The sequence below is a fragment of the Paenibacillus sp. OK076 genome, from assembly GCF_900110055.1.
In the GTDB taxonomy this organism is placed as follows: domain Bacteria; phylum Bacillota; class Bacilli; order Paenibacillales; family Paenibacillaceae; genus Paenibacillus.
This window is the reverse complement of the sequence record NZ_FOCH01000002.1, coordinates 304,106-328,440: the sequence shown is the minus strand read 5'-3', so window position 1 is coordinate 328,440 and position 24,335 is coordinate 304,106. Positions and strand designations below refer to the sequence as shown.

Here is a 24,335-nt window from a genome sequence, read left to right as displayed (position 1 = left end):
CAAAGGAGCGATTACTGGTGAAAGATATTTTAATTCAAAGACTGACAACCTATGCTCAAATGGATACGCAATCCGATGAAAATAGTGAAACCTGCCCTTCCACACCAGGCCAGCTAGTTTTGGGTAAATACTTGGTTGACGAATGCAAAGCCATTGGTTTGCAGGAAGTGACCATGGATGATAACGGCTATGTGATGGCGACATTGCCATCCAACACAGACAAGGATGTTCCCGTGATCGGTTTCCTTGCTCATCTGGATACAGCCACCGACTTCACAGGCAAAGATGTCAAACCACAGGTCATCGACAACTATGATGGACAAGATATTGTACTGAATCAGGAGCTGGATGTGGTGTTATCCACCACGGATTTCCCGGAACTGCGTGAATATAAGGGCCACACCCTGATTACAACAGATGGTACAACACTGCTTGGTGCGGACAATAAAGCAGGCATTACCGAGATCATGACGGCGATGGCTTACCTGATTGAACACCCGGAAGTAAAACACGGAAAGATTCGTGTTGCTTTTACCCCGGATGAAGAGATTGGCCGCGGGCCGCATAAGTTCGATGTGCCTGCTTTTGGAGCCAAATATGCCTACACGGTAGACGGCGGACCACTCGGCGAGCTGGAATACGAAAGTTTCAATGCGGCGGCTGCCAAAATCACAGTTCGGGGCACCAACGTGCACCCGGGTACAGCCAAAAACAAGATGGTCAATTCCGCTAAAATTGCGATGGAGTTGAACCGCCGATTGCCTGCGGAGGAAGCTCCCGAATTCACAGAAGGGTATGAAGGATTCTATCATTTGTTATCCATCGAGGGAGACGTCGAACTAACCAAGATGAGCTACATCATTCGGGACTTCGACCGGGAGAAGTTCGAGGAACGCAAAGCATATTTGTTAAAAGTCGTGGACGAATTGAAAAGCAAATATGGCGAGAAAAGCATTTCCATTGAACTGAATGATCAATACTATAACATGCGTGAGAAAATCGAACCTGTGCGCCAGATCGTCGATATTGCACATGAAGCGATGACTCGACTGGATATCGAGCCTGTCATCCATCCGATTCGCGGGGGTACAGACGGTTCCCAACTCTCATACATGGGTATGCCTACACCCAACATCTTCACGGGCGGAGAGAACTACCACGGCAAATTCGAATATGTATCAGTGGATAATATGGTGAAGGCCACACAGGTCATCGTGGAAATTGCTCAATTATTTGAACAGCGTGGAGATGTTTAGTTCGACATAAACATAAAGCTACAGCACGGCAATACAAATAGACCATCCACCAACAGGTGAAAGCAAGATACCCTCTGGCATATCACATGCAGAGGGTGTTTTTGTTGTATTAATGGTTTAAGAAAGCAATAGCACATCTATCCTTATTTATTCGTACATATTACCTCCCGCAATTTCACGCAGCTGCTCCAGATTGCAGATGACAATGTTGCGATTTTCTTTGCGGATGATTTCACGGTCGCGGAGGTCATGGATGACCCGGTTCAAGTGTCTGTAGCTCGTGCCCAGCATATCCGCCAGCTCTGTCAGCTTGGAGGTCTGGATTTCTTCCGTGATCTGCTCCCCCTGCTCCATCGTGGACAGCAAATAACTTGCAAAACGGCTCTCGACGGGATATAGCAGGTTGAGACTCGACAGATTCGAGAAGGTATATAATTTGTGGGTCACATGGCTGAGCATAAAATGGAGAAACTTCGGGTTTTCAGCATATGTATTCTTGAGATAGCGATAGCTTACACCGAGCAGCAAACTCTTGTTGACGGATTCCACCGTGTTTTTGGCTTCCTTGCCATTGACCAGCTCCAGATCACCTACCAGCGCAGGCGGCATACTGAAACGAAGCAGCAAAGACTTGCCGTTCGGCAGTGTTGTATAAATCTTGAGCTTACCCTGGACGAGAAAATATAATCGCTCGGGACGTTCACCTTTGGCACATATAATCTCGCCTTTGGAGGCTTCAAGCAGCCTTAATTCAGCAAGCGCAGGTTCGTCGAGCACCTGATCCAGACCATGCTCCCGCGCAAGCTGGCGCAGCAATTCAAAGTCCATGATTTCTCTCATCTCGGATAACCCCCCTTTGTGGTTCTACATATACACTGGACACATGTCCCATAAACGATATACGTCCGTACGAATATCTTGATATAAAAATAGTTACAACTAGAAGTTATATCCAAAACATTAAGCTAAATGGAAAAAATTTTAATATTCAGCCCTAGAACTGACAATATTTTATGAAAAAAGGAGTACATGATAGCGCACTCTTATCCGATGAAAGATAAAGTAATAAGCATAGTTACAACTGCTAATTTCGAATTCAAATCGTGAAAGGATGGTTAGACGTACCATGAACATTGTAGATGCTCTTTTGAAAGTAATGCCTTATATCCGTCTGATTCTTAGAGAACCAGCAAGTCTAACGGTGTATGATCACGAGAAGGTATTGTATTCTGTCTCCACCGATAAGTTTAATCTTGGATTCAGCGAAGGCGATCCTCTTTTGGATGGATATAAGAACTTCACAGCTCTCAAGAACGGAAACGAAGCCTCTCTCACCCACCTGCCGGCAGAATACTACGGTATCGAGCTGGATGTCCTTAATATACCGATCTTTGATGACAATCATCAGGTCGTTGCTATTTTCTGCGTATCGTATGATCAATCGAACCAGAATCAGCTTGAAGCTATTATACAAGAAAACCAAACGATTAATGGAAACCTGGTTGAAATGGTCCAGCACGTTGCCGCTCATGCGGAGGAATTGCAGGCCACCAGCGAACAGATTCTGGAGAATACACGTCTTGCGGTACAGAACTCTTCCCAGATCAACAAGGTTGCCGGATTCATTCGTGAAATCTCGGAACAGACCAACTTGCTTGGGCTGAATGCCGCTATCGAAGCTGCGCGTGTAGGTGAAGCGGGAGCAGGATTTGGTGTGGTCGCAACGGAAGTACGCAAACTTTCTGTCGATGCCAAACAGGCTACCAGCGATATTGATATTAGCTTGAGAGATGTACAACAGGTTATTAAACAGATGGAAGTCGAAGTTTCTCAAATTGCAGCTTCTTCTCAGGAGCAAGCTACGCTTGTATCTTCCTTTACGGATGTCATCGAGAAGCTGAATGAAGCGGGAGAACGCATGAAAGCTCTGTCTGAGCAACTCATCAGTTACTCTGTGAACGAATAAGGGATAACAAGTATAACCTGATGGGATGGTTACCACTCCACCAGAGATACCTGAACCATACTGCTATATATGTAACAAACAGGACTTGGGCGTCCCCTCGTGGAGATTCCAAGTCCTGTTTTCATTTGTCTTTTTATCGTGATGTATGTGGATCTCGTATTGTATCTGATTCCATAATCCCTTCGTTATTTGGCAGATTCATTTAATTTTGTCCCAATTACCTCAGCCTCCGACTCCCAGCATTCCACTTCACCCGGAATGTGAATACGGTCCCGAGTAAAGATCGGGTCACGTCCTTCGGCCTTTTGTTTCTTATAATCCTTCAGTGCATCGAATGTCACCTTGGACAGCATCAGGATGGCAATCAGATTCACCACAACCATCAGCCCCATGAACAGATCCGCCAAATCCCATACCAGCTGTACCTTGGCAACGGCACCGAACAGCACCATCGCGATGACACACACACGGTATACCCACAGCCAACCTTTATTGGATTTGATAAACTCAATATTGGTCTCCCCGTAGTAATAATTCCCGATAAGCGTACTAAAGGCAAACAGGAACACCATGACTGCCAAAAATCCGGACGCCCATGAACCCATATGCACACTTAATGCCGCTTGAGTTAATTCAATGCCACCCAGATTGGAACCTTTGTACACCCCAGATAGCAAAATAATCATGGCCGTGCTTGTACAAATGACCAAGGTATCCGTCAACACGCCAAACGCCTGAATAAGCCCTTGTTTAACCGGATGTGTTGTATCCGCCGTAGCCGCAGCATTCGGCGCACTACCCATACCAGCCTCGTTGGAGAACAAACCACGTTTGACACCATTCATCAGCGCGGCTCCAAGTGTACCCCCAGCGACCTGTTCTATGCCGAAGGCATTTTTCACAATCAGCGCAATCATGGCCGGAAGCTGTGTGATGTTCGACAGAACAACAAATGCAGCCACGCCAATGTACAGCACAGCAAGAACAACGACGATATATTCGGATGCCTTGGCAATCCGTTTAACACCACCCATAATGATTCCCGCAAACACAACGGCCATAATAATACCTACAGTCAACCGATCAATCCCAAATGAATTTTTGAATGCCACTGTGATTGTGTTGGACTGCACCGCATTAAAGACCAAACCGAACGACAACGTGATGAGAATTGCGAACAATATCCCCATCCAGCGTTTCCCAAGACCACGCTCCATATAATAAGCAGGGCCCCCGCGGAATCCACCCTTATCCTTGATTTTATAAATTTGAGCAAGTGTACTCTCCACAAAACTCGAAGCCGAACCAAAAATCGCGATAACCCACATCCAGAATACAGCCCCGGGTCCCCCCAGAGCGATTGCCAGTGCAATACCGGTAATATTCCCGGTTCCCACGCGGGCTGCCATACTGATACAGAATGCCTGAAACGGCGAAATTTTGCCGGGCTCCTTACTTTTCGGCTCCTTGAGCACTTTCACCATATCCCCAATCATGCGGAATTGCATGAACCGGGTCTTGGTCGTAAAATACAAACCACATACGACCAACAAGATGATTAACAGCTTGGACCACAGAAAATCATTGAAAACTGCAATAATATCTTGTATTGTTTGCTCCATTGGCAATGCCCCTTTTCGTTAATGGTTCGTTAAAAAGCGTTCCCAGCTGTATGACTGAGCGAAAAATTCTCATACTACTTCATAAAGGCATGCAGTTCTATCACCTCATACGGACAACTTCCAGCTGAAGTTCGATAGGTTAAGAGCATCGTTTGTACCATTCTGCATATCTCAGAATCCACACTTTCGCATGTTACCTATACTACAGGGACATCTACGTAAATCGACAAATACCTACACAGAATCATTTAAATTTTTTATAAATAAGCAACGTTTATCCATTCACTGTCACTTTATCTGACATATTGATCAACATACACGGGTCTTCACATCGGGATATACAACCAAGTATGATAATAGGGGACATTACCAGCAGGGAAAGATCATTTATAGATGCAGAGAACGAAATATATAGGCTGTAGACTTAATCAGAGAGGAGGACACGGAAATGCGTTATTTTATTGTGGATGATGATCCCGGGGTTCGATCCATGCTGATGGATATTATTGAAGATGAGGGGCTCGGGGAGATCGTGGGGGAAGCCGATGACGGAGCTCATATTCATGCTGAACTGCTGGAGCTGCATAAGGTGGATGTACTGCTGATTGATCTGCTCATGCCGCAGCGAGACGGGATTCAGACGATACGTGCGCTGGAAGGAAGGTTCGATGGCAAGATCGTGATGATCTCCCAGATTGAGTCGAAAAATATGATCGGGGAAGCCTATTCGCTTGGCATCGAATATTATATTACGAAGCCGATTAATCGGCTGGAGATCCTGTCTGTTCTGCGTCTGGTGGATGAACGTCTGCGCATGCAGCAATCCATCGCAGATATTCAGCGTACGCTGCAAGGACTGTCCAGATTACAATCTTCTGAACGTGCTTCAACACCAGCCCCCGACAAAACGATCACGACAGCAGGACATTTCCTGTTATCCGAGATGGGCATGATCGGAGAAGCCGGCAGCAGAGATCTGCTGGACATGCTGGAATACCTGGAGCAGATTGAAACGGAGGAACACAAGCTCTCTCCATACACGTTCCCGTCACTTAAAGATATCTTCCAGAATGTAGCCCTACGCAAACTGGGTTCCGATGCTTCATCGGCTGAAATAACGAAGGAGATCAAAGCTTCTGAGCAGCGCGTTCGCCGTGCCATTTTCCAAACATTAAGCCATGTCGTATCGCTTGGACTCACGGATTACACACATCCGAAGTTCGAGAATTACGCGTCGAAGTTCTTTGACTTTACGGAGATTCGCAAGAAAATGCTGGAACTGCAAAACAATGTGGAGCCCTCCTTGTCCCAAACACGCATTAATACCAAAAAGTTCGTTCAGGTACTGTATCTGGAAGCCAAGCGGCTGTTGCATTGAGGATTAAACAAAAAAACATGCGCTCATGATTGAACTGGAATGATACAGCATTCGTTCTTCCTGCTGCCTATTCCAGCTATTATCATGTGCGCATGATTGCAAAAAAAGCTCATCTATATCCATCAAGCCCTCGGCTTGCTGAGATTCATTCGATTATACTCATTGATCAATTCATCCAGTACCATGGACTGCTGAAGCACATCGGGATGTCCAAATCTACCCTCGTTATGCTCTACCAACATATGAAGGTTACGTCTGGCTTTCTCTATTTGATTTTTTAATTCCAAACTCATAACCATCGCACCTGATCCCTCCTTATTTCTGTGTTACATTTTAGGTTTTCCTGTCAATCTATAGTTGGATTAACATATGGCATAGTTCACATGGATGTTTTGTATCCTTCTCCAATTTTTGAAAGTCTCTATAGCTATTCCTAGAAGACGATCCGAAAATGGCTCTGCTATGCCTAATATAAAGAAGAGATTCCAATTCCACGAGCAAATTTCCCCCACTAACTTCATTTTCAAACAAATGTGTCATTATTGTGTATGTTAAAAAAACAAAAAGCACCTCTCCATCTACAGGCTTACCCAAGGGGATACCCTATATCAATAGAGAGGTGCTTAAACGTTAAATCACTTTAATCATGTGTGACCTTCACTGTGATGACTTCACTTGAAACCGATCCACTTTCGTTAGTCCATTCCACAACGTATTCATATTCGCCAGGTGCACGATCCTTGATCACTGCGCTTGCTGTCTGTGCATTCGGAGATGCTGCAGTCAACGGTTGGCTGTCGATCTCTTGACCGTTCTCATACAGACGATAGGAGGTGGCATTTGTGCCCCACCACATGTTCATCGTAATGGTGTAGTTTCCATCCCCATCCCAGTTGTCATGAGAGAGCACCGGCTTCCCTGGTGCTGCATCACGAACGATTACGGTATGCGGAGCGCATTCGGTCGTTCCCTTTGAATTGATCAGTTCGCAAGTATATACATACGTACCGTTTACCCGTCCCGAAATATCGGTGGATGCCTTTTGGGCAGCAGGGCTTGAGACCGTGAGTTTTTGCGTATCGATCAGTTCACCGTTCTCATACAATTTGTACTGTGTACCGTTATTCCCCCACCACATATTCATCGTGATGGTGTATGTTCCATCGGCCAAACCGTCGCCATGTTGATTATCGTCGGACAAGGAAGGTACACCCGGTGCACCTGTGGCTTGGTCTGCGGCGATAACTTTCACTTCCACGGAAAGCTCAGTGATGAGTCCCGCGCCGTTAACTGCTTTGGCTGTAAAGGTGTGTTTTCCCACCAGTCCCGTCAGTGCAATCTCATCACCCTGTTCTACGGCCTCGCCATCCCAAGTCAATTCCAGAAGAGTGATTCCCGACTCCGGATCTTCTGCCTTCACTCCAACTTGGAGTACATCCTCTTCACTCATCTGTTCCGCAGGCATGCCGGTAATGACCGGAGGTGTCGTATCTTCTGTTTCTTGCGGAGCACCGACATAACGAATATTCGGTGCTGCTGGCTGCTCCATGCCTACTCCCAGATGGAAGCCGGTATGTGGCGGCTGGTTATAGGCTACATTTTGCCAAGCTACCCCAAGGCGGTAGACCGGATCATGCATCAACGTGCGAATACGCACATCCGTCTCATCTGTCGTCGTATAAATGCGTAATTCCGAGCTGTCCTGACCGCGCCACATCACTTCTTCACGCCAGTCTCCAAACAGATCTGCCTGCAAACTCGGGTTGGCTTTGGTGCCATTGTTTGAAGCAGCACCTGTTGCCGTCAGCAGATTAACTGTCGTTTGGTTCTCATAATCCCATTTGTCGATACGAATATCATCCTGAAGCTCACGCAGCAGGTCACCGTCCCACCAGATACCGAAGTTGGTGGACGATGGAATCTTCGTCGTGATCAGTTCCCCCTGGGCACTGTAGAGCCCGGTGATTGGAATATGCTCGGCATTGGTAATGGTCGCGGCCCACACCTCAGACCCCGGATAATTTGGATCAATATCGGCAGCCATGCCACGTCCGGTATCGACGCCTGTGAACACACCCCAGAGGATTTCACCTGTAGCTGCATCACGCATTTCCATACCGTACTGCGAATCTTTATGTTCGTGTACGTCGAACACTTCCAATCCTGGACGAGTTGGGTCCAGATCACTCAGATGCATGGCATCGCCATGACCGAGTTTCGTATTGTATAGCGGTTTGCCATCATCATCGATGGCCATTGCACCAAATGTAATCTCATCCTTGCCGTCGCCATCCACATCTGCAACCGAGAGGTTATGGTTTCCTTGGCCTGCGTACTCGCCGTAATCATCATCATTGGAGTCAAAACGCCATACTTTGCTCAGCTTGCCATCACGGAAATTGTAGGACGCGAGCACGGTACGTGTATAATATCCACGGCTGAACATCGCACTTGGATGCTCACCGTCCAGATACGCCACCGCTGCCAGAAAACGGTCCACCCGATTTCCATAGCCATCACCCCATGAGGCTACATCTCCACGTGGCGGATCATATTCTACCGTATCCAGTGCTGCTCCGGTTTCACCATCGAACACCGTCAGGAATTCATCACCAAGCAGGACGTAACCGGAACTGTTCCGGTGGTCTGCATTGGCGTCTCCAATGACTTTCCCTTGTCCATCGACGGTACCATCTGCGGTACGCATCATCAGTTCCGCTCTGCCATCGCCATCAAAGTCATAAACCAGGAATGGAGAGTAATGCGCACCCGCACGAATATTCGGTCCCATATTGATGCGCCAGAGTCTTGTTCCGTCCAGTTTATAGGCATCCATATAGACAATACCGGTATATCCGGACTGGGAGTTATCCTTGCCGTTGTTTGGTGACCACATCAGAATAATCTCATATTCGCCATCACCATCGACATCACCCACGCTGGCATCACCCGCATAATACGAATACGGCTGTCCGTCTTTCGTATAAGCATCAGCAGGCTTTTGCAATGGTACAGACAGATACTGCTCCTGCCAAACGCCAAATTCCTTCGTTGCTGCTTTTTCAATACCATTTTCCACCGTCATGACACGGTATCTGGACGCATCGGTGCCTTCGGCATCCGTAAAGTTGGTGCTTCCCGTTATCGGTTCATCGTTAAGCTTCGCACCATCCCGGTACAGATTGAAAGCAATGGTCTCGGCATCCAGGCCCAGCATGCGCCAGCCAATATAGTTGCCGTTTTCTGTTTGTACAGCGACCGGAGCACGGTCCAGATACTCCATTTCCCGATTCAGCGTCGTAGCTACTGGGGTTTCGAGTGCAGCCGAAAGTTCGGATACCCCTCCCGCATTCACAGACGCCACTTTATAGAAATAAGGAATGGTGCTAAGGATGGTTGAGTCTGTGTATGTCGTCTCTTTGGTGCGCGCGATTAAGTCATACGGCCCATCCTGCTTCACAGCACGATAGATTTGATATGCACGTGCTCCTGCTGATTCCGTCCAAGTGAAGGAGACGTCATTTTTGTTAATGCTTAGTAACGACAGACCTGAAGGGACCTGTGCCTTCTCTACAGATGAATCAATCGTCGAAACAGGTAATGCATTGGATGCTACCGATTCCGTACCTGTACGATCTGCAGCCGATACCGTATATACGTAATTCATGCCCAGGTCAATCTTGTTATCGGTATAGGTTGTTGCATCCGTAGTTGCCAGCAGCTCGCCCTTGGCCGCTCCAGTTGACTGACGGTATACCTTATACTGTACGTCATCAGCAATAGCATCCCACGATAATGCAGCGGTGATCGGATCACTCTCCAGATCCAGGCCATCCAGTTTCAGATTGGAAGGGGCCACCAATACAGGTGTAATCTCAAGTCCGTTGAGATGCGCCGTAGCCCCACTGAAGACCAGATTCATCTGCCCGTCCTGGACGGTAATCTGGTTGATCACTTTTTCGGCAATATTCTGAGCACCGGAGGATACGGTCCCATAATCTTTGCCTTCGATGTTAATGTTGGTTTTTGCTGATCCAATCCAGTCCCCAGTATACGTCTTGACTGAATAGGTACCATTCGGCAGATCCACTTTGAATTCATATGAGCCGTTAAAATAGATCACGAAGTCACGACGCAGGTTATCTGTCGCACTGCCACGATCCCGATCCGCCATATTAGCCGAAGACGTTAATCCATAACCGCGTTCTGGTGTATACAGCGTATTCCGGTTGACTTCCGTATACCCTTCAGCAACCGGAGAACCTACCGGACCAAAGTCATATCGATACGCTGCCGATTTGGTGGTGAAGCTGACTTCATCCGAAGGATCGGATTCGCCGCGGCCATTCACAGCGGTTACTCGAACCGTGTACGACTTGCCTTCGACCAAACCGCTTAGCGTCAAAGTAGGTACAGTTGCTGTTCCTGCCAGCTTGTAGGCAGTTTCCGGCTCTGTTGAAAGCTTACGGTACACTTTGTAGATGTCTGCGGTGTCATCCGCTGTCCATTTCAATACCGCTCCCGCGTTGCTGATGCTGCCTGCCTTCAATCCAGCAGGTTTGGCAGGCAATTCAGCCGGAACTTCAGCATCCTGAACCGCTTCTGATAATGGCAGATCCAGTTCACGAACCGCACCAGCAACCAGACGAGCAATCTGAATCGCTCCATATTCCTGGAAGTGGGTATTATCCGCTGCCCCGTTCGGGAATGCCTGATAGATGCCTGGTGATACATGAAGGAAGACAGACAACGTCGCTTCCGGTCCAATGGAATCATAGTACGCAATACTGAGTGCGCTCAGATCGATCAGCTTCACATTTTTCTCCGAAGCCACCTCTTTCATCGCCTGCACATATTCAGGGAAGGACACATTGAACTTGCCTGTGTCTGCGTTGAAGTCCCTGCGCCCCATTGGGGTGACCAGAATTGGGGTAGCTCCCCGCTGCTGCACGCCGTCTATGTAGGTTTTCAAATAGTTTTTGTAATCGGCAGGTGAAGCATAGCGGTCAGGAACACTGATTGTTGCATCGTTGTGTCCGAACTGCACGAACAGATAATCTCCCGGACGAATGAGGCGCAGAATCTCATCCAATCGCCCTTCGAAAATAAAGGATTTAGAGCTGCGTCCACCGATGGAATGGTTCTTAATCTCCACGGCATCACTGAAAAAGGACGGGAACATTTGCCCCCAACCCGCTTGGGGCTCCCAGTATGGATTATACGTCTGCATTGTGGAGTCACCCGCAAGGTACACCGCAGGTTTGTTACCTGCCTCGCGTTCCTGTTGTTTGGTGATCACGAGCGCATTGATATTAGCGGCCGTTCCGGAGAATTCAAAGTTCATCTGCCCATCCACCAAGGCAATATCGAAGCTCATCTCCAGATATTCACCCGCGGGCTTGGTATTCTGCTGAACCTTGTTCATGCTCTCCACTTTGATTGCAATATCTGTGCTGCCTGCACTGTCGCCAGCGACAAGGGAGACGGTATAATCACCGCTCGGCAGATCCACCTTGAATCCGGCCCCATCGGCAATTTTGGCAAAATCGGATTTAATCGGATCATTTGTACCCCGATCCTGTACCGTTACTTTGGACACATCGGTGAAGCCATAGCCACGTTCCGCCGAATACGCAGACGTTGCGTCCACACCTGTATATCCATTCGCAACAGCTCCTGAACCAAAGTCGAATCTATAAGTGCCTCCACCCGCAGTTTCATCAGCCGATACGGCTGCACTTGCTGCTGGTGTGCCAAACATGGTCCCCCACCCCAGACTGGAAATTGTAAATACCCACAGGAGCATAACCAGGCCAACCCGCCGCGTCTTAGCGATCATGAACACCCATCCTTTCGTTTCCTCATCATTGAATGATTAAAGCCAGAACGATGGTACAACTCAAAAGTAAGCGCTTGCATTTCTATTCGATACTATCCCTTCTTTCAGGGAATGAACATGTAATTTTCCGTCTTTTTCCACCAAAAAACCGATCTCTTCGTTCCTGATCTCTAACACAAGCCTTACAAGGGAACGGATCATGCTCCAAAAGGTAATAAAACCCCTTTTCATACGTAATTCATTCAGGTACAATAGGGCGATGTGTGTGTCCGGACCAGGCGGATACGAATTACGAAGTATAGAGGACGGTTCGGTTCGAACGGATCATCCTGATTTGAATATTTGGAGGCTCATCAACACCATGCAAACCGATTCACAGACTAAAGTCAAAATCATAAACGCCGATCCCAGCGCGATGGGATTATTTGGGTTGGCCATCGTCACTCTGGTCGCTTCCTCCCAAAAGCTTGGCATTACAGACGGCCTAAGCTACGCTATTCCTTGGGCGATTTTCCTCGGTGCCTTTGCCCAGCTGTTCGCTTGTATTCAAGATTCCAAACGCAACAATACTTTTGGCACAACTGCCTTCGGCGCATACGCATTCTTCTGGTTCGCGATGGGTGCCAACTGGCTGATCAAAATGGGCGTGTTTGGCTCCACTCTTGCGGAACAGGCAGATGGCAAGCAGCTCGGATTTGCTTTTGCCGGATATCTCGTGTTCACCCTGTTCATGACGCTGGGTGCCGTGGAAGCCAATAAAGTATTGCTCATCATTTTCATTCTCATTGACTTCCTGTTCCTTGGTCTGACCTTTGACGCGTTCGGCGTAGCTCCTCATATCTTCCATACCATCGCAGCTTATGCTGAAATGGGAATCGGAATCGTGTCGTTGTACGGCACAGGTGCTTCTGTACTGAACGCTCACTTCGGCTATACGTTCTTGCCTATCGGCAAGCCGTCTGGCATTTTCAGACCCAAGGCTTAATATACAGCATCAAACCGCCCGCGCGCCGGTCCGCGCCTGGCGGTTTTTTTGAATCACGCTTCACTTGAATAGGGATGGGACCGAAACCTATACTAGAACTAACATATAGAGATGATGGGCGCGACATTTCTTGCAGAGTCCATCAGCCATACTGTCAGGAGGAAGACATATGAGAGAGATACCGAAGCCTACGGAACTGGATCAGATGGAGAAAAAGTACATGCGTGAAACACGTTGTTTCAAGACGTCTCGGGTGTTCCCGACGGACGTGAATAATCACAACACATTATTTGGTGGGAAGCTGATGTCCTATATTGATGATATTGCATCCATCACTGCTTCCAAGCTGTGCCGGGTGAACACCGTTACGGCTTCAACCGACTCGGTCGATTTCTTGTATCCGATTAATCCGACAGATTCGGTGACACTGGAATCGTTTGTTTCCTGGACAGGACGCAGTTCCATGGAAGTTTTTGTGAAGGTCATCCGTGAGGATCTGAAGACGGGGGAGAAGAAGATTGCGGCGACCGCATTCCTTACCTTTGTCGCTTTGGATGAAAATAACCGTAAACTCATTGTTCCTCGCATCATTCCGGAGACGGAGGAAGAGAAGAAATTATACGAGACTGCTCCAGCTCGGGCAGCCATGCGGAAACAACGGCGGGAAGAAAGCAAAAAATTCGCCGACTTCCTCACCGTTAGTTATCCCTGGGAATAAGAGAACCGGGCACGCTATTTAGTCCTGAAGCATGCGTTCATGAATGGTCCGACCTTTCTGCCCTGGTTCAATCAGGAGACGGGTCGGTTTGATGTTAATTAGCGCAGTCAGCTGCTCCCCCATGTAGTGGGCAGAATACTTGAACCCAATCTCTGCCCAATGCATAATCACACCAACGGTCGCAGATACCAGGTAACTTAGCATAATGTCGTAATTAATGGTGTAGTCGCTGTTTTCGGTCACCAATACAAAGTCTTCGGTTAAATATGTTCTGAACATGTTGCAGAGTCTGGTTCCCATATCCCCGTGCATCGTCATCAAGGCTCGAAAGATGTCTTGGTGCGCTTCGATATATTCAAATACAGGCATCGTTGATGGCAGTAATGCCGTCATATCCACTTCTTTTAACTCCGCGTAAGGTGATGCATAAGCTTGTCCCACGCCCTGCATGAAATCATCCAGAATGAATTGCAATAACTCGGGTTTGCCGGGAAAATGTAAATAGAACGTTCCCCGGTTATAATCCGCCCGTTCCGTAATGTCACGAATCGTGACGGCTTCAGCTCCCTTTTCCAATATCAAAGAAACCGCCGCAGCAATGATGGCATCCTGCGTTCTTCGTGCTCTCCGATCCTGAGGGTGTTCGATAATCAACATTTCCACCTCCTCTGTTCATTATTGTAACCTAAATGAACACCGCTTACATCTCTGTCCGATAGCTGACATTTGCGCTGTCAATGATTATTGTCACATTACTATGTATATCTTAACATTGAGATAGGAACGATAGACCACAGGTTGAACGTTCACACACCGTTCACCTGATTACATTTTATAAGGAGCGAATACATGATGAGTACATCATATACCCAAACAGCCGTTATTACAGGAGCAGCCGGAGGCATCGGTAAAGAATTGGCACGCCGCCTTGCTGAACGCAAAATTAATCTGGTCCTGGTCGACCTGAACGAAGAAGCCATCCAGCAAACCATCACGGATCTGAAACTCGACAAAGAGCACGTCATTGCGGTGAAAGCAAACGTATCTCAGGAAGCTGATGTGAAAAACTATGTGCAGCAAGCACTTGATACATTTGGTCGTATCGATTATTTTGCCAACAATGCCGGCATTGAAGGTCCAACCGGACTGATCGAAGATCTGAGCGTTGAAGCTCTCGACCTCGTATATAACGTCAATGTGCGCGGTGTATTCCTTGGTTTGCAGAACGTCATCCCTGTCATGAAAAAACAAAAATCTGGTGCGATTCTGAATACCTCTTCCCTTGCAGGTCTGATGGGTGCTCCAGCCGTATCTCCATATATTATGTCCAAACATGCCGTTGTTGGTCTTACCCGCACAGCAGCAAATGAACTTGCGCCTTATGGTATTCGGGTTAACGCGGTATTGCCAGGCACCATCAATACCCGCATGATGCGTCAAATCGAAGCAAACTCCGGTAATGTGGAAGATTATCAATCCGCTACCGTATCCGCAATTCCGATGGGCCGCTATGGTGAACCGGAAGAAGTCGCAGCCATCATGAACTTCCTGTTGTCCGAAGAAGCTTCGTATGTCACCGCTTCGCTCTATACTGTTGATGGCGGTATGATGGGTCAATAAGAAGAATGAGACCAGCCCAACGGAGGCTGGCGGTTTAAAAGGTAATTTCCAAGGCACAATCCAAAATGACCTCAAATTCCACAATAACGTGGAGGCTGAGGTCATTTTTTCAATTTATTGATTTAAATTAATCCACGTAGCCTGCGAGCCCTTTTTCCATCAAATAGTCCATTTCAGCATCCAGAATGCTTTCAACGGTCAGCTCATCCAGCTTCACATCTTTACGGCTCAGAATATAGTCGGCCAGATCGTCACCGTCGATATCCACGTCACCTTTGGCATTTTCATGCGCCTTGTTGATGTACGCCTGCTCATGCTTCAGGACAAGAGCGATATTCGCTTCGCTTGCCTTCGTCTTCTCTGCAATATATGCCTTCATTTCCTGTTCATTGATTGAATTTGTTTCAGTCACGTTAAAGTCAGCTCCTTGATTCTTACGTTCTGTTGCCATTGTAGCATAGGTTAACCCAGAACAGACATGCATTATTCCTTATCCCTAAGATAAACGAACGTAAAATGTTGCACCTTCCCCTACCACACTGCGGGCGTAAATCTCACCTTTGTGCTGTTCCACAATCGACCTTGCAATCGCAAGACCCAATCCATGTCCACCATTTTTCCGTGCTCTGGAGGCATCCGTGCGATAGAAGCGATCGAAGATCCGGTCCAGATGCTCAGGCGCAATGCCCTCTCCCGTGTTGGAAACGGCCAGCAAAACGTCATTGTTCTGTTTCTTCAACGATACGTTGACCGAGCCTTTGGCTCTGGAGTATTTCACAGCATTATCGAGCAAAATCAGAATGACCTGCTTGATCTGTTCGCTGTTGCCATGGACCATGAGCTGCGGCTCAATGCTGTAGTCTAGAGATATATTTTTCTCAAAAATCACGGCTTCCATCGTCAAAATGATCGTCTCCACCGCATCGCTCATATTGAACTTGGTATGAATCATCGAGGATCTTGAATCGTCAATTTGAGTCAGATATAACAGATCATTCGTCAGTCCCGACATGCGTTCCGTCTCCGACTTGATGTAATGCAGCCACTTGGCCTGATTCTCAATCGTATCCTCCCGGTTCGCGAGAAGCACATCCGTGTTGGTATTGATGATCGCCAGCGGCGTTTTCAACTCATGTGAAGCATCGGCTATGAACTGCTTTTGCTTCTCAAAGGCTTCCTTGACCGGGGTAATGGAACGATTGGCGAAATAGCGGCTCAGGAAGTAGATGACGATCAGCATGATCAAACCTACGACGGCAAAAGTATAAATCAGATTCGTAAGAATGCCCTGTTGGGCCGTCACATCGATAAACACAATCATGTGCCCTGTGCTGCTCGGGTCGATCACATAAGCCCAGTCCGTTCCATTCAGTGTAAACTGTCCGGTCTTCCGATCCACATCGTCGACTTTATTCACCTTTTGCAAAGCTTCCGTATAGAACGTGTCATCCATATCAAACCTGGAGTGCGCATCGGTGATTTCCCACTCACTATCCGTCTTGACCATGAACGATACCGAGCGTCCTGGCGGTGAATTCGGATCACTCCCCGACGCTCCATTGGCACTGGAATCGGATGGCTGAGATCCTGGCACTGAATCCCTGTCATCACCGCGCGGCATCTTGCTGGAGTTGTACGGACCATGATAGAAATCCGACACTTTGAACAGCTCCATGTTGGTTTCCCGCTGTACATTCTGATACGTAATGATGTAGATCGTGGCAAAGGCAACCAACATCATAAACGAGATGGACACCAGGTTCACGATCAGAAATCGGTTTCTGAGTTTCTTGAACATCAGGACGTCACCTCAAGTACGTACCCCACACCCCGAATCGTATTGATGCGAACCGCGGAGTTCAGGAAGGTTAATTTTTTGCGTAAAAACGAGATGTACACCTCCACATTGTTATACTCCACTTCCGAATCGAAACCCCACAGCTTCTCAATAATCTGCTCTTTGGAAGTAATGGCCTGTTTACGCGTGATTAGCAGCTCCAGCAGTTCATTTTCCTTCAGATTCAGCTTGATCTCCTTGCCCTGAACACTCAGCTTCAGCTGCGTGGTGTTCAGTTCAATGTCACCGAACTTCAGTCCATCCTCCGGAACGACTTCTCCCTTCCTTCTCAGGGCTGCCCGAATCCGTGCGAGCAATTCCTCCGTGGCAAAGGGCTTTGCTATATAATCATCGGCTCCATAATCCAGCCCGGTCACTTTGTCTGAAATTTCTCCTTTGGCTGTGAGCAGAATGACAGGCGTATGATTGCCTTCGCTGCGCAGTTTCTTCAGCACGGTAATCCCGTCCATTTCCGGCATCATGATGTCCAGCAGCAACAGATCATAGATTCCGCTCAGCGCATAATCCAGACCCGATCTCCCGTCATGCACCATGTCTACAGAGTAATTGTTTTTCTTTAATATTTGTGACACGGCTTCCGCCAAATGAACCTCATCTTCCGCAATCAGTATTCTCATCGGTTCTTCATTCCTCTGCATGAATTGGTTTCGATATAAGTCAATCTATTATACCAGCGATTGTATCAACGGAACCTTGAACCAATCTTAATTCATTATTTTTGGAGAACTATTAAAGGAAGGTAAAAAAAGATCAACGGAATGTAAAATCATTTAAGATTCATTCAAGGTTGGGGCTCTAAGATACAGACATGGAAGCAATACACGATGCAACAAAACATACAAAACATGGATGAAAGGACTGAACCCAATGGCAATTGAAGTATTCAACCGATATGAGAGCAAGTATCTACTGACAGATGAGCAATACGAGAACTTCTACACCGATCTGCTGAAGTATATGGAGCTGGACGCTTACAACAAGAAACACGAGTTCTACTCCATCAGCAATCTGTACTTCGACACTCCGCAGGATTCCCTGATCCGCGCCAGTCTCTCCAAACCCAAATACAAGGAGAAGCTTAGGCTGCGGGCATACGGAGTTCCTGAAGAGAATGCGAAGGTATATCTGGAGATCAAAAAGAAAGTATTTGGCCTGGTAAACAAACGCCGAACTGCCCTGAAGCTGGATGAAGCCTACGAATTCGTTCAGACAGGCAAGGCGCCTAATCTCGCAGATTACATGAACAAACAGGTTGTGGAAGAGATCAAGTACTTCCTCCGGCTGTACGATCTGGAACCAAAAGTGTATCTGGCTTATGAACGCAAGGCGCTGTTCGACAAGAACAGCCGCGATCTCCGCATCACTTTTGATACCAACATCCGCAGTCGCAGATACGATCTGAAGCTGGAGCAAGGGGATTACGGTGAACCACTGGTGAAAGATGGACGCTGGCTGATGGAAGTCAAAGCCGAGAAAACCGTTCCGATGTGGCTCTCCCAACTGTTATCCGAACACGGCCTATATCGCACCGGATTCTCGAAATACGGCAATGAGTACAGACATCTGGCCAGAACCACCAACCTGAACTACCAGACTGAACGAGAATTGCTGCCGGGTACCGATTTCAACCCATCCATAGAACAAGAAAAAACAATCACAGAAAGAGAGCGTGTAGTATATGCTTGATTCCATTTTCAGCTCAGCTTTAACAGACACCACCCTAACTTTTAGTAATGCGATTCTAACGATTGGACTTGCCATCATCATGGGGGTCATCATCAGCCTGACATACATGAAGACAAATCAGAGCACATATTCCCAAAGCTTTACACTAACTATGGTCGTCTTGCCTGTCATCGTAGCCATCATCATTCTTCTGATCGGCAGCAACATTGCCCGTGCATTCAGCCTCGCGGGTGCCTTCTCCATCATCCGATTCAGAAGTGCGCCTGGTGACCCGAAAGACATTGCTTATGTTCTGTTCACCATGGCTTCCGGTCTTGCCTGCGGTGTAGGCGCATTCGGTTATGCTGTAATGTTCACCATTATCCTGTGTGTACTGATGTTTGTCCTGAGCCGCTTCAACTTCGGAGGGAAGAAAGCCCAGCAAAAAACGCTGAAAGTAACCATTCCGGAAAACTTGAGCTACGAAGAAGCACTGAACGAAGTGTTCCATAAATTTAACGTACCTTTTGATCTCAAAAAAATCAGAACCACCGAACTCGGCAGTCTGTACGAGCTTGTCTACAGTGTTACCATTCACGAAAGTGTAAGCCAGAAGGAATTCTTGGATGCGATTCGTACACGAAACGGAAATCTAGATATCTCGTTAACGATGAGTCCAACACCAGAATACTAAATTGAATCCGAAGGGAACGATATACTATGAAAAAGAAAATCATAACTGGCAGCAAACTATGGTCCGTCGCGATGATTACGGCCATGGTTACGGCTTGCAGCGCTCCGGCAGCCACTAGCACTACTGCAAACGCCGCAGTTTCAACGACAGGGACTACCAAAACCGTATCCGTCAGTGAACAAACCTCTGTAAAGTATGCCGATCTGGTCACGATGGATGAAGACGATACCAACGTGAGCTGGAGTGCAGCAGACTCCACAACGATTAAGCTGAACGGGACGACCGCTTCCATCACAGGTTCGGGCGCAAAAGCAGCAAACGGATCGGTAACCGTCTCCGCAGCGGGTACCTATGTACTTAGCGGCAAGCTGACCGACGGACAGATTGTAGTTAATGTGGCAGATAAGGGCACCGTACATCTCGTATTAAACGGGGCAACCATCAATGATAACGACAGTGCAGCTATCTATATCCAGAAAGCAGGCAAAGCCATTATTACGCTGGAGGAAGGAACCGAGAATGCTGTCTCGGATGGCAAAACTTACGTATACGCCGACGATACAACGGATGAGCCGGATGCAGCCATCTTCAGCAAGGCAGACCTGACGTTCAATGGTACAGGCAAGCTGACAGTTACGGGTAACTACAATGAAGGTATTACGAGCAAGGATGATCTGAAAATCGTCAGTGGCACAATTAACGTCAAATCCGCCGATGACGGCATCAAAGGTAAAGATATGGTGGCGATTCAAGCCGGGACCATTACCATTGATTCAGAAGGTGACGGCATCAAATCTACAAACGATACGGATACGACCAAAGGCTTCGTGGCCATTGCTGGAGGTACATTCAACATCCAGAGCGGCAGCGACGGCATTCAAGCGGAAACCGCATTGGTTACGGATGGCGGCACATTTAACATCGTAACCGGAGGCGGCAGTGCCAATGCACCAGAAAAAGTAGAAGAAGGACCATTTGGCGGCGGTGGCGGCGGATGGGGTGGCGGTACACCTCCAACCGATATGGGCACACCACCGGATGGGGAACCACCTGCTGATATGCCGAGCAATAATGGAACGAACGCAGCAGGCGCAGCACCATCCAGCTCTACCAATGCAACAGCACCTACTGATTCCATAGCAGATGCAGACACAAGCACAACGGCTGCAGAAGAAGAAACAACGAGTGCCAAAGCACTTAAAGCAGGAGCAGATCTTACCGTCAATGGCGGTACGTATACGATCAATTCCATGGATGATTCCCTGCACAGCAACAACAATGTAATCGTCAATGACGGCAAGTTCAGCATTGAATCCGGGGATGACGGGATTCATGCAGATCAGGCGCTCACCATTAACGGTGGAACGATCACCATTGCCAAGAGCTATGAAGGTCTTGAAGGTGCAATCATCACCTTGAACGATGGGAATGTGGATGTGACTGCATCAGATGATGGCGTGAATGCTTCCGGAGAAATAACTGCAACTGACGCTGATGCGAATGCGGCAGCCACTGCAGAGGACGGTACTAAAGCAGCCAATACCGATACAACTGCAGTCTCCAACACTTCTGTTACAGAGACGACTGGCACAACATCTACTACGGATCAGTCCAATCAAAGTACAGACACGAATAGCAATACTCGCCCACAAGGCGGTGGGCCAGGTGGTATGCCGGGTGAATCTGCCAGCAACAGTGAGCTTCATATCAACGGCGGCTCTCTCACCGTCAATGCAGGCGGCGACGGACTGGATTCGAACGGCTCCATCTATATGACAGACGGAACCGTCATTGTGAACGGTCCAACAGATAATGGCAACGGAGCACTGGACTATGACGGCAACTTCGAATTGAGCGGCGGATATCTGGTCGCTGCGGGAAGCTCCGGCATGGCTCAGGCAACATCTGAAGCATCGACTCAAAATACCATTGCCATGACGTTCCCTGAAACGCAAAAAGCAGGAACACTGGTACATGTGGAAGATAGCGAAGGAAACAACATTCTGACCTTTGCTCCAGCAAAAGATTATCAAACGGTGGTTGTCAGCTCCCCGGATCTGAAAAAAGACGGTTCTTATGTGATTTACTCCGGCGGATCATCGACTGGTAAAGCAGTGGATGGACTCTATACAGACGGAACGTATAGTGGCGGAACCAAAGTGGTTGCCTTCCAATCCACAAGCAATGTAACTTGGGTGAACGAATCTGGTGTTACAACTGCCAACTCGGGTATGGGTGGTCCAGGCGGAGGCCGTGGCCAAGGTGGATTCGGAGGCGGTAGAAACAGAACAGAATCGGGTACAACAACCGATACCACAGGTACAACGGGCACTACGGATACCACGAAGTAAGTGAAGACTCAGGCCATAAGAGCCAACAAATAAAGGTGATTTAATAACAAGGGATGTCCCATACGTCATGAATATGACGGAGGACACCCCTTGTTTTTGTTATTTTATTCTAAAGAACCACCTGGTACACGCTATTCGATTCGATTTGCCCAGGTCTGAAATCTAACGAATCACAGTGACGTTATTTCGTCGATTGGGCCGATTTTGTAGGTTCGTTAGCGCTCAAAACGTATATACATACACCTTGGTACGCAGCGTATCCCGGCATGTAATCGTCCGTAGCGGTATCTTGCCTGGCAATGCAAAACAGACGCTAATCACCTTCGCTCCCGGAGGCAGCTCCCGATTGAATTTGTCGACTAGCCGATTCATCGCTCCAGGGAATAAATAACAGATGACGCAATCTGCGTGTTCATATGAACTGGTATAGATGTTGCCACGGATGAATCGCAGCCGCCCCTCCAGAGAGTGGCGTTTCCCCTTCGTTCGCCGGAAACGGACACTTAAAAAAGCAATCAGTTGGGAGGTCCATAAGGGAACAATTGAATTCTCAATACCCGTTAATCTTTTGCCTGGGCATTGCCTCACCACGTCCAGTGCCAGCGTTCCCCACCCGGAGCCTGCTTCAATAACGTCACCGTAACCGGGAATGCGGTTGACCTCCTGAATGACTGTCTGCCTGACGATGCCGGAAGTCGGCATCGGTGAGATTCCATTTTTCCAACTGACCAGCACGATGGATATTACAGATATAAGTGTCACCACAGCAATCAGCCATGGTAGTAGTTGAACTATGAACATAACCTCAACCCTTTGGAGTTTAATTAAGAGGCGGTATTTGCACCTTCATCATAACAAAAGAAGCTTCCCCAGGTCCAAAAAAACCCGGCAGAAGCTTCCTTCTTCTTATTCTATTTAGGCTTCATCCCAATCCATAGCGTAACTCGTTCAATTCATTCAATCCGGCACATGGGACTTCATGTAAACGCCCTTTTTGTACACCGACTTGATTGTAAAATGTACGCCCAGCTTGCGATTCGTCCGGTAGATCAGCGAGTTAATCTCGTCAATGCCCACCGGCTCACTCTCCAGCATGCTTCGCTCCGGCCACACCTGGCCGACAATCTGCTCCCGTGTCACAAAGTGATCCAACTGGCTGTACAGCAGCTTGAACAGTTGGTACTCCTTCTTGGACAGTGGAATCTCCACTTCTCCAATCTGCACGGTTTGCAGGTGATCCTGCAAACGCACACCCTCGCCCAGCAGGTCAGATATCCGATATTCTCTCGTTTCTTCGAGATCCCCTTCTACGCGAAGCTGAATCAAACCGTTGACCAGCGTCAGGCTGTCTCCTTCGGCAAACGGGTATTTCTCATAAGGAACGAGGCGCTGCCCGTTCAATTCCGTTCCATTTTTACTATCCAAGTCCTCAATCCACAGCTGATACTGAGCATCATAATGAATGCGGCAATGCCGCTTCGATATCAACTGATTGTAGACAGACAAGTCCAATTCATCTCCACCCGTATAACGCCCCACTGTAATGGAACGCCCCTGGCTGACATAAGCAAACGAACCGTCACTTTCCTGCCCTGGCGTACGAATGACGATTTTTGCCGTCTCCCGCATGTTATTCTCCCACCTTCAAAATATCACTCTATCTCTATGAGCGCTTTCGTTCATAAATAATGATAAATTCATCAGATTTGTTCCATTGTTTGCATCCATAACAATTTATATAGTGTATACAGGCATCGTCATATGCTTTTCTCTACTATACCAGACGTTGTGCCTTTTTTCTCATAACGGTCGTATGCATACCTTAGCCCAATCAACAAGAGAGGTCCCTCATCATGAACAAAAAAAACATTTTCATATATGTGCTGCTCGCCTTCACCCTGTCCATTACCTTAACAGTGCTCTCCCGCATCAATGATGATCGCGGAGAATCACTGAAAGGTACAACCACAACCGAAACTTCATGGTTGCAACTGAATACCCAGCGGTAAGTATACTCTATTATAACGTGATCAACAGAAAAAACGTTTCACGAATGTCATCTTATGCTGGGTCATGCCATCCTGACTGAGGATCAGATCATAATCCATTCATCAGAATAAGGCCCCTGGACGCTAACAACCAGCGCTCAAGAGCCTCATTTTAATGTATTTTTACATATGGATACCGATCAGTGCATCCGATAATGAAATTTTGTCAAAAGCGATGTTGCAACGGCATTTTATGCCCTTAGCGCCGCTTTTTCCTGATACCAAGTTTCCTCCACCCATAGACAATGAGCGCTACAGGGCCAGCAATCCATAATAATTGCCATAACATGATACTCAGATCAAATCCCATGTTATATCCCTCCCCAAAGATTGTG

The 24,335-nt window shown here is 47.6% G+C and carries 20 protein-coding genes; 10 read left to right on the top strand and 10 right to left on the bottom strand.

Going from position 1 to position 24,335, the window contains the following annotated elements; all coding sequences use genetic code 11:
* Nucleotides 1-17 precede the first annotated feature (17 nt).
* Nucleotides 18-1,256 carry a peptidase T gene (gene pepT, locus BMY78_RS20310; protein ID WP_090903086.1) on the top strand — a complete coding sequence of 413 codons (1,239 nt, stop codon included), beginning with the start codon at nucleotides 18-20 and terminating at the stop codon, nucleotides 1,254-1,256.
* A 147-nt stretch (nucleotides 1,257-1,403) separates the two neighbouring features.
* Here the strand turns inward: pepT and BMY78_RS20305 are convergent, their stop codons facing one another.
* Nucleotides 1,404-2,096, bottom strand: coding sequence for a Crp/Fnr family transcriptional regulator (locus BMY78_RS20305; RefSeq protein ID WP_090903084.1), 693 nt, complete (start codon nucleotides 2,094-2,096; stop codon nucleotides 1,404-1,406).
* A 286-nt stretch (nucleotides 2,097-2,382) separates the two neighbouring features.
* Between BMY78_RS20305 and BMY78_RS20300 the strand changes: the two genes are divergently transcribed.
* On the top strand, nucleotides 2,383-3,222 hold the full coding sequence (locus BMY78_RS20300; RefSeq protein WP_090903082.1) for a methyl-accepting chemotaxis protein: 840 nt from the start codon (nucleotides 2,383-2,385) through the stop codon (nucleotides 3,220-3,222).
* Between the two features lie 185 nt (nucleotides 3,223-3,407).
* On the opposite strand, the gene BMY78_RS20295 is transcribed toward BMY78_RS20300, so the two are convergent.
* Nucleotides 3,408-4,844, bottom strand: coding sequence for an alanine/glycine:cation symporter family protein (locus BMY78_RS20295; protein ID WP_090903080.1), 1,437 nt, complete (start codon nucleotides 4,842-4,844; stop codon nucleotides 3,408-3,410).
* Nucleotides 4,845-5,292: 448 nt separating this feature from the next.
* Here BMY78_RS20295 and BMY78_RS20290 point away from each other — a divergent pair, with 448 nt between their 5' ends.
* The gene (locus BMY78_RS20290) at nucleotides 5,293-6,222 is read left to right on the top strand and encodes a response regulator (protein ID WP_090903078.1); all 930 of its coding nucleotides are present in this window, start codon (nucleotides 5,293-5,295) and stop codon (nucleotides 6,220-6,222) included.
* Nucleotides 6,223-6,344: 122 nt separating this feature from the next.
* On the opposite strand, the gene BMY78_RS20285 is transcribed toward BMY78_RS20290, so the two are convergent.
* Both BMY78_RS20285 and BMY78_RS33645 read right to left on the bottom strand, forming a co-directional pair.
* Entirely contained in the window at nucleotides 6,345-6,521 is a 177-nt protein-coding gene (locus tag BMY78_RS20285; protein WP_090903076.1) for an aspartyl-phosphate phosphatase Spo0E family protein, read from the bottom strand.
* 341 nt (nucleotides 6,522-6,862) lie between these two features.
* Entirely contained in the window at nucleotides 6,863-12,061 is a 5,199-nt protein-coding gene (locus BMY78_RS33645) for a rhamnogalacturonan lyase family protein (protein WP_090903074.1), read from the bottom strand.
* A 361-nt stretch (nucleotides 12,062-12,422) separates the two neighbouring features.
* On the opposite strand from BMY78_RS33645, the gene BMY78_RS20275 reads away from it, so the two are divergent.
* Nucleotides 12,423-13,046 (top strand): acetate uptake transporter, encoded by a 624-nt coding sequence (locus tag BMY78_RS20275; protein WP_062322933.1) that lies wholly within the window; start codon nucleotides 12,423-12,425, stop codon nucleotides 13,044-13,046.
* Between the two features lie 205 nt (nucleotides 13,047-13,251).
* Nucleotides 13,252-13,764 (top strand): acyl-CoA thioesterase, encoded by a 513-nt coding sequence (locus tag BMY78_RS20270; protein WP_090903619.1) that lies wholly within the window; start codon nucleotides 13,252-13,254, stop codon nucleotides 13,762-13,764.
* An 18-nt stretch (nucleotides 13,765-13,782) separates the two neighbouring features.
* Here BMY78_RS20270 and BMY78_RS20265 read toward each other — a convergent pair whose 3' ends face one another.
* Nucleotides 13,783-14,421 (bottom strand): TetR/AcrR family transcriptional regulator, encoded by a 639-nt coding sequence (locus BMY78_RS20265; protein ID WP_090903072.1) that lies wholly within the window; start codon nucleotides 14,419-14,421, stop codon nucleotides 13,783-13,785.
* A 195-nt stretch (nucleotides 14,422-14,616) separates the two neighbouring features.
* Between BMY78_RS20265 and BMY78_RS20260 the strand changes: the two genes are divergently transcribed.
* Entirely contained in the window at nucleotides 14,617-15,384 is a 768-nt protein-coding gene (locus tag BMY78_RS20260; protein ID WP_090903070.1) for an SDR family NAD(P)-dependent oxidoreductase, read from the top strand.
* Nucleotides 15,385-15,511: 127 nt separating this feature from the next.
* On the opposite strand, the gene BMY78_RS20255 is transcribed toward BMY78_RS20260, so the two are convergent.
* Genes BMY78_RS20255 through BMY78_RS20245 form a run of 3 tightly spaced genes read right to left on the bottom strand, consistent with a single transcriptional unit; the run spans nucleotide 15,512 to nucleotide 17,859 of the window.
* Nucleotides 15,512-15,835, bottom strand: a complete 324-nt coding sequence (locus BMY78_RS20255) for a hypothetical protein (protein ID WP_090903618.1) — start codon at nucleotides 15,833-15,835, stop codon at nucleotides 15,512-15,514.
* 45 nt (nucleotides 15,836-15,880) lie between these two features.
* The gene (locus BMY78_RS20250) at nucleotides 15,881-17,182 is read right to left on the bottom strand and encodes a sensor histidine kinase (RefSeq protein ID WP_090903068.1); all 1,302 of its coding nucleotides are present in this window, start codon (nucleotides 17,180-17,182) and stop codon (nucleotides 15,881-15,883) included.
* A complete protein-coding gene (locus tag BMY78_RS20245; RefSeq protein WP_079348070.1) occupies nucleotides 17,182-17,859 on the bottom strand; it encodes a response regulator transcription factor in 678 nt (225 codons plus the stop codon). The genes BMY78_RS20250 and BMY78_RS20245 overlap by 1 nt, the downstream gene beginning before the upstream one ends.
* A gap of 250 nt (nucleotides 17,860-18,109) precedes the next feature.
* Between BMY78_RS20245 and BMY78_RS20240 the strand changes: the two genes are divergently transcribed.
* Genes BMY78_RS20240 through BMY78_RS20230 form a run of 3 tightly spaced genes read left to right on the top strand, consistent with a single transcriptional unit; the run spans nucleotide 18,110 to nucleotide 21,952 of the window.
* Nucleotides 18,110-18,928, top strand: coding sequence for a polyphosphate polymerase domain-containing protein (locus BMY78_RS20240; RefSeq protein WP_090903617.1), 819 nt, complete (start codon nucleotides 18,110-18,112; stop codon nucleotides 18,926-18,928).
* Nucleotides 18,921-19,601, top strand: coding sequence for a DUF4956 domain-containing protein (locus BMY78_RS20235; RefSeq protein WP_076287340.1), 681 nt, complete (start codon nucleotides 18,921-18,923; stop codon nucleotides 19,599-19,601). Before BMY78_RS20240 ends, BMY78_RS20235 begins: the two co-directional genes overlap by 8 nt.
* Nucleotides 19,602-19,627: 26 nt before the next feature.
* The gene (locus tag BMY78_RS20230) at nucleotides 19,628-21,952 is read left to right on the top strand and encodes a carbohydrate-binding domain-containing protein (protein ID WP_090903066.1); all 2,325 of its coding nucleotides are present in this window, start codon (nucleotides 19,628-19,630) and stop codon (nucleotides 21,950-21,952) included.
* A 222-nt stretch (nucleotides 21,953-22,174) separates the two neighbouring features.
* Here BMY78_RS20230 and BMY78_RS20225 read toward each other — a convergent pair whose 3' ends face one another.
* Together BMY78_RS20225 and BMY78_RS20220 are read right to left on the bottom strand one after the other, a co-directional pair.
* Nucleotides 22,175-22,753, bottom strand: coding sequence for a class I SAM-dependent methyltransferase (locus BMY78_RS20225; protein ID WP_090903063.1), 579 nt, complete (start codon nucleotides 22,751-22,753; stop codon nucleotides 22,175-22,177).
* 156 nt (nucleotides 22,754-22,909) lie between these two features.
* Nucleotides 22,910-23,581, bottom strand: a complete 672-nt coding sequence (locus BMY78_RS20220) for an FHA domain-containing protein (RefSeq protein WP_090903061.1) — start codon at nucleotides 23,579-23,581, stop codon at nucleotides 22,910-22,912.
* Between the two features lie 224 nt (nucleotides 23,582-23,805).
* Between BMY78_RS20220 and BMY78_RS32910 the strand changes: the two genes are divergently transcribed.
* Nucleotides 23,806-23,961 carry a hypothetical protein gene (locus BMY78_RS32910; protein ID WP_177185819.1) on the top strand — a complete coding sequence of 52 codons (156 nt, stop codon included), beginning with the start codon at nucleotides 23,806-23,808 and terminating at the stop codon, nucleotides 23,959-23,961.
* Nucleotides 23,962-24,335 lie beyond the last annotated feature (374 nt).

Bases quoted from the DNA above. Each gene is read 5' to 3' on its own strand.
- BMY78_RS20305 (WP_090903084.1), bottom strand. From the start codon at position 2,096: ATGAGAGAAATCATGGACTTTGAATTGCTGCGCCAGCTTGCGCGGGAG.
- BMY78_RS20300 (WP_090903082.1), top strand. From the start codon at position 2,383: ATGAACATTGTAGATGCTCTTTTGAAAGTAATGCCTTATATCCGTCTG.
- BMY78_RS20295 (WP_090903080.1), bottom strand. From the start codon at position 4,844: ATGGAGCAAACAATACAAGATATTATTGCAGTTTTCAATGATTTTCTG.
- BMY78_RS20290 (WP_090903078.1), top strand. From the start codon at position 5,293: ATGCGTTATTTTATTGTGGATGATGATCCCGGGGTTCGATCCATGCTG.
- BMY78_RS20285 (WP_090903076.1), bottom strand. From the start codon at position 6,521: ATGGTTATGAGTTTGGAATTAAAAAATCAAATAGAGAAAGCCAGACGT.
- BMY78_RS33645 (WP_090903074.1), bottom strand. From the start codon at position 12,061: ATGATCGCTAAGACGCGGCGGGTTGGCCTGGTTATGCTCCTGTGGGTA.
- BMY78_RS20275 (WP_062322933.1), top strand. From the start codon at position 12,423: ATGCAAACCGATTCACAGACTAAAGTCAAAATCATAAACGCCGATCCC.
- BMY78_RS20270 (WP_090903619.1), top strand. From the start codon at position 13,252: ATGGAGAAAAAGTACATGCGTGAAACACGTTGTTTCAAGACGTCTCGG.
- BMY78_RS20265 (WP_090903072.1), bottom strand. From the start codon at position 14,421: ATGTTGATTATCGAACACCCTCAGGATCGGAGAGCACGAAGAACGCAG.
- BMY78_RS20260 (WP_090903070.1), top strand. From the start codon at position 14,617: ATGAGTACATCATATACCCAAACAGCCGTTATTACAGGAGCAGCCGGA.
- BMY78_RS20255 (WP_090903618.1), bottom strand. From the start codon at position 15,835: ATGGCAACAGAACGTAAGAATCAAGGAGCTGACTTTAACGTGACTGAA.
- BMY78_RS20250 (WP_090903068.1), bottom strand. From the start codon at position 17,182: ATGTTCAAGAAACTCAGAAACCGATTTCTGATCGTGAACCTGGTGTCC.
- BMY78_RS20245 (WP_079348070.1), bottom strand. From the start codon at position 17,859: ATGAGAATACTGATTGCGGAAGATGAGGTTCATTTGGCGGAAGCCGTG.
- BMY78_RS20240 (WP_090903617.1), top strand. From the start codon at position 18,110: ATGGCAATTGAAGTATTCAACCGATATGAGAGCAAGTATCTACTGACA.
- BMY78_RS20235 (WP_076287340.1), top strand. From the start codon at position 18,921: ATGCTTGATTCCATTTTCAGCTCAGCTTTAACAGACACCACCCTAACT.
- BMY78_RS20230 (WP_090903066.1), top strand. From the start codon at position 19,628: ATGAAAAAGAAAATCATAACTGGCAGCAAACTATGGTCCGTCGCGATG.
- BMY78_RS20225 (WP_090903063.1), bottom strand. From the start codon at position 22,753: ATGTTCATAGTTCAACTACTACCATGGCTGATTGCTGTGGTGACACTT.
- BMY78_RS20220 (WP_090903061.1), bottom strand. From the start codon at position 23,581: ATGCGGGAGACGGCAAAAATCGTCATTCGTACGCCAGGGCAGGAAAGT.
- BMY78_RS32910 (WP_177185819.1), top strand. From the start codon at position 23,806: ATGAACAAAAAAAACATTTTCATATATGTGCTGCTCGCCTTCACCCTG.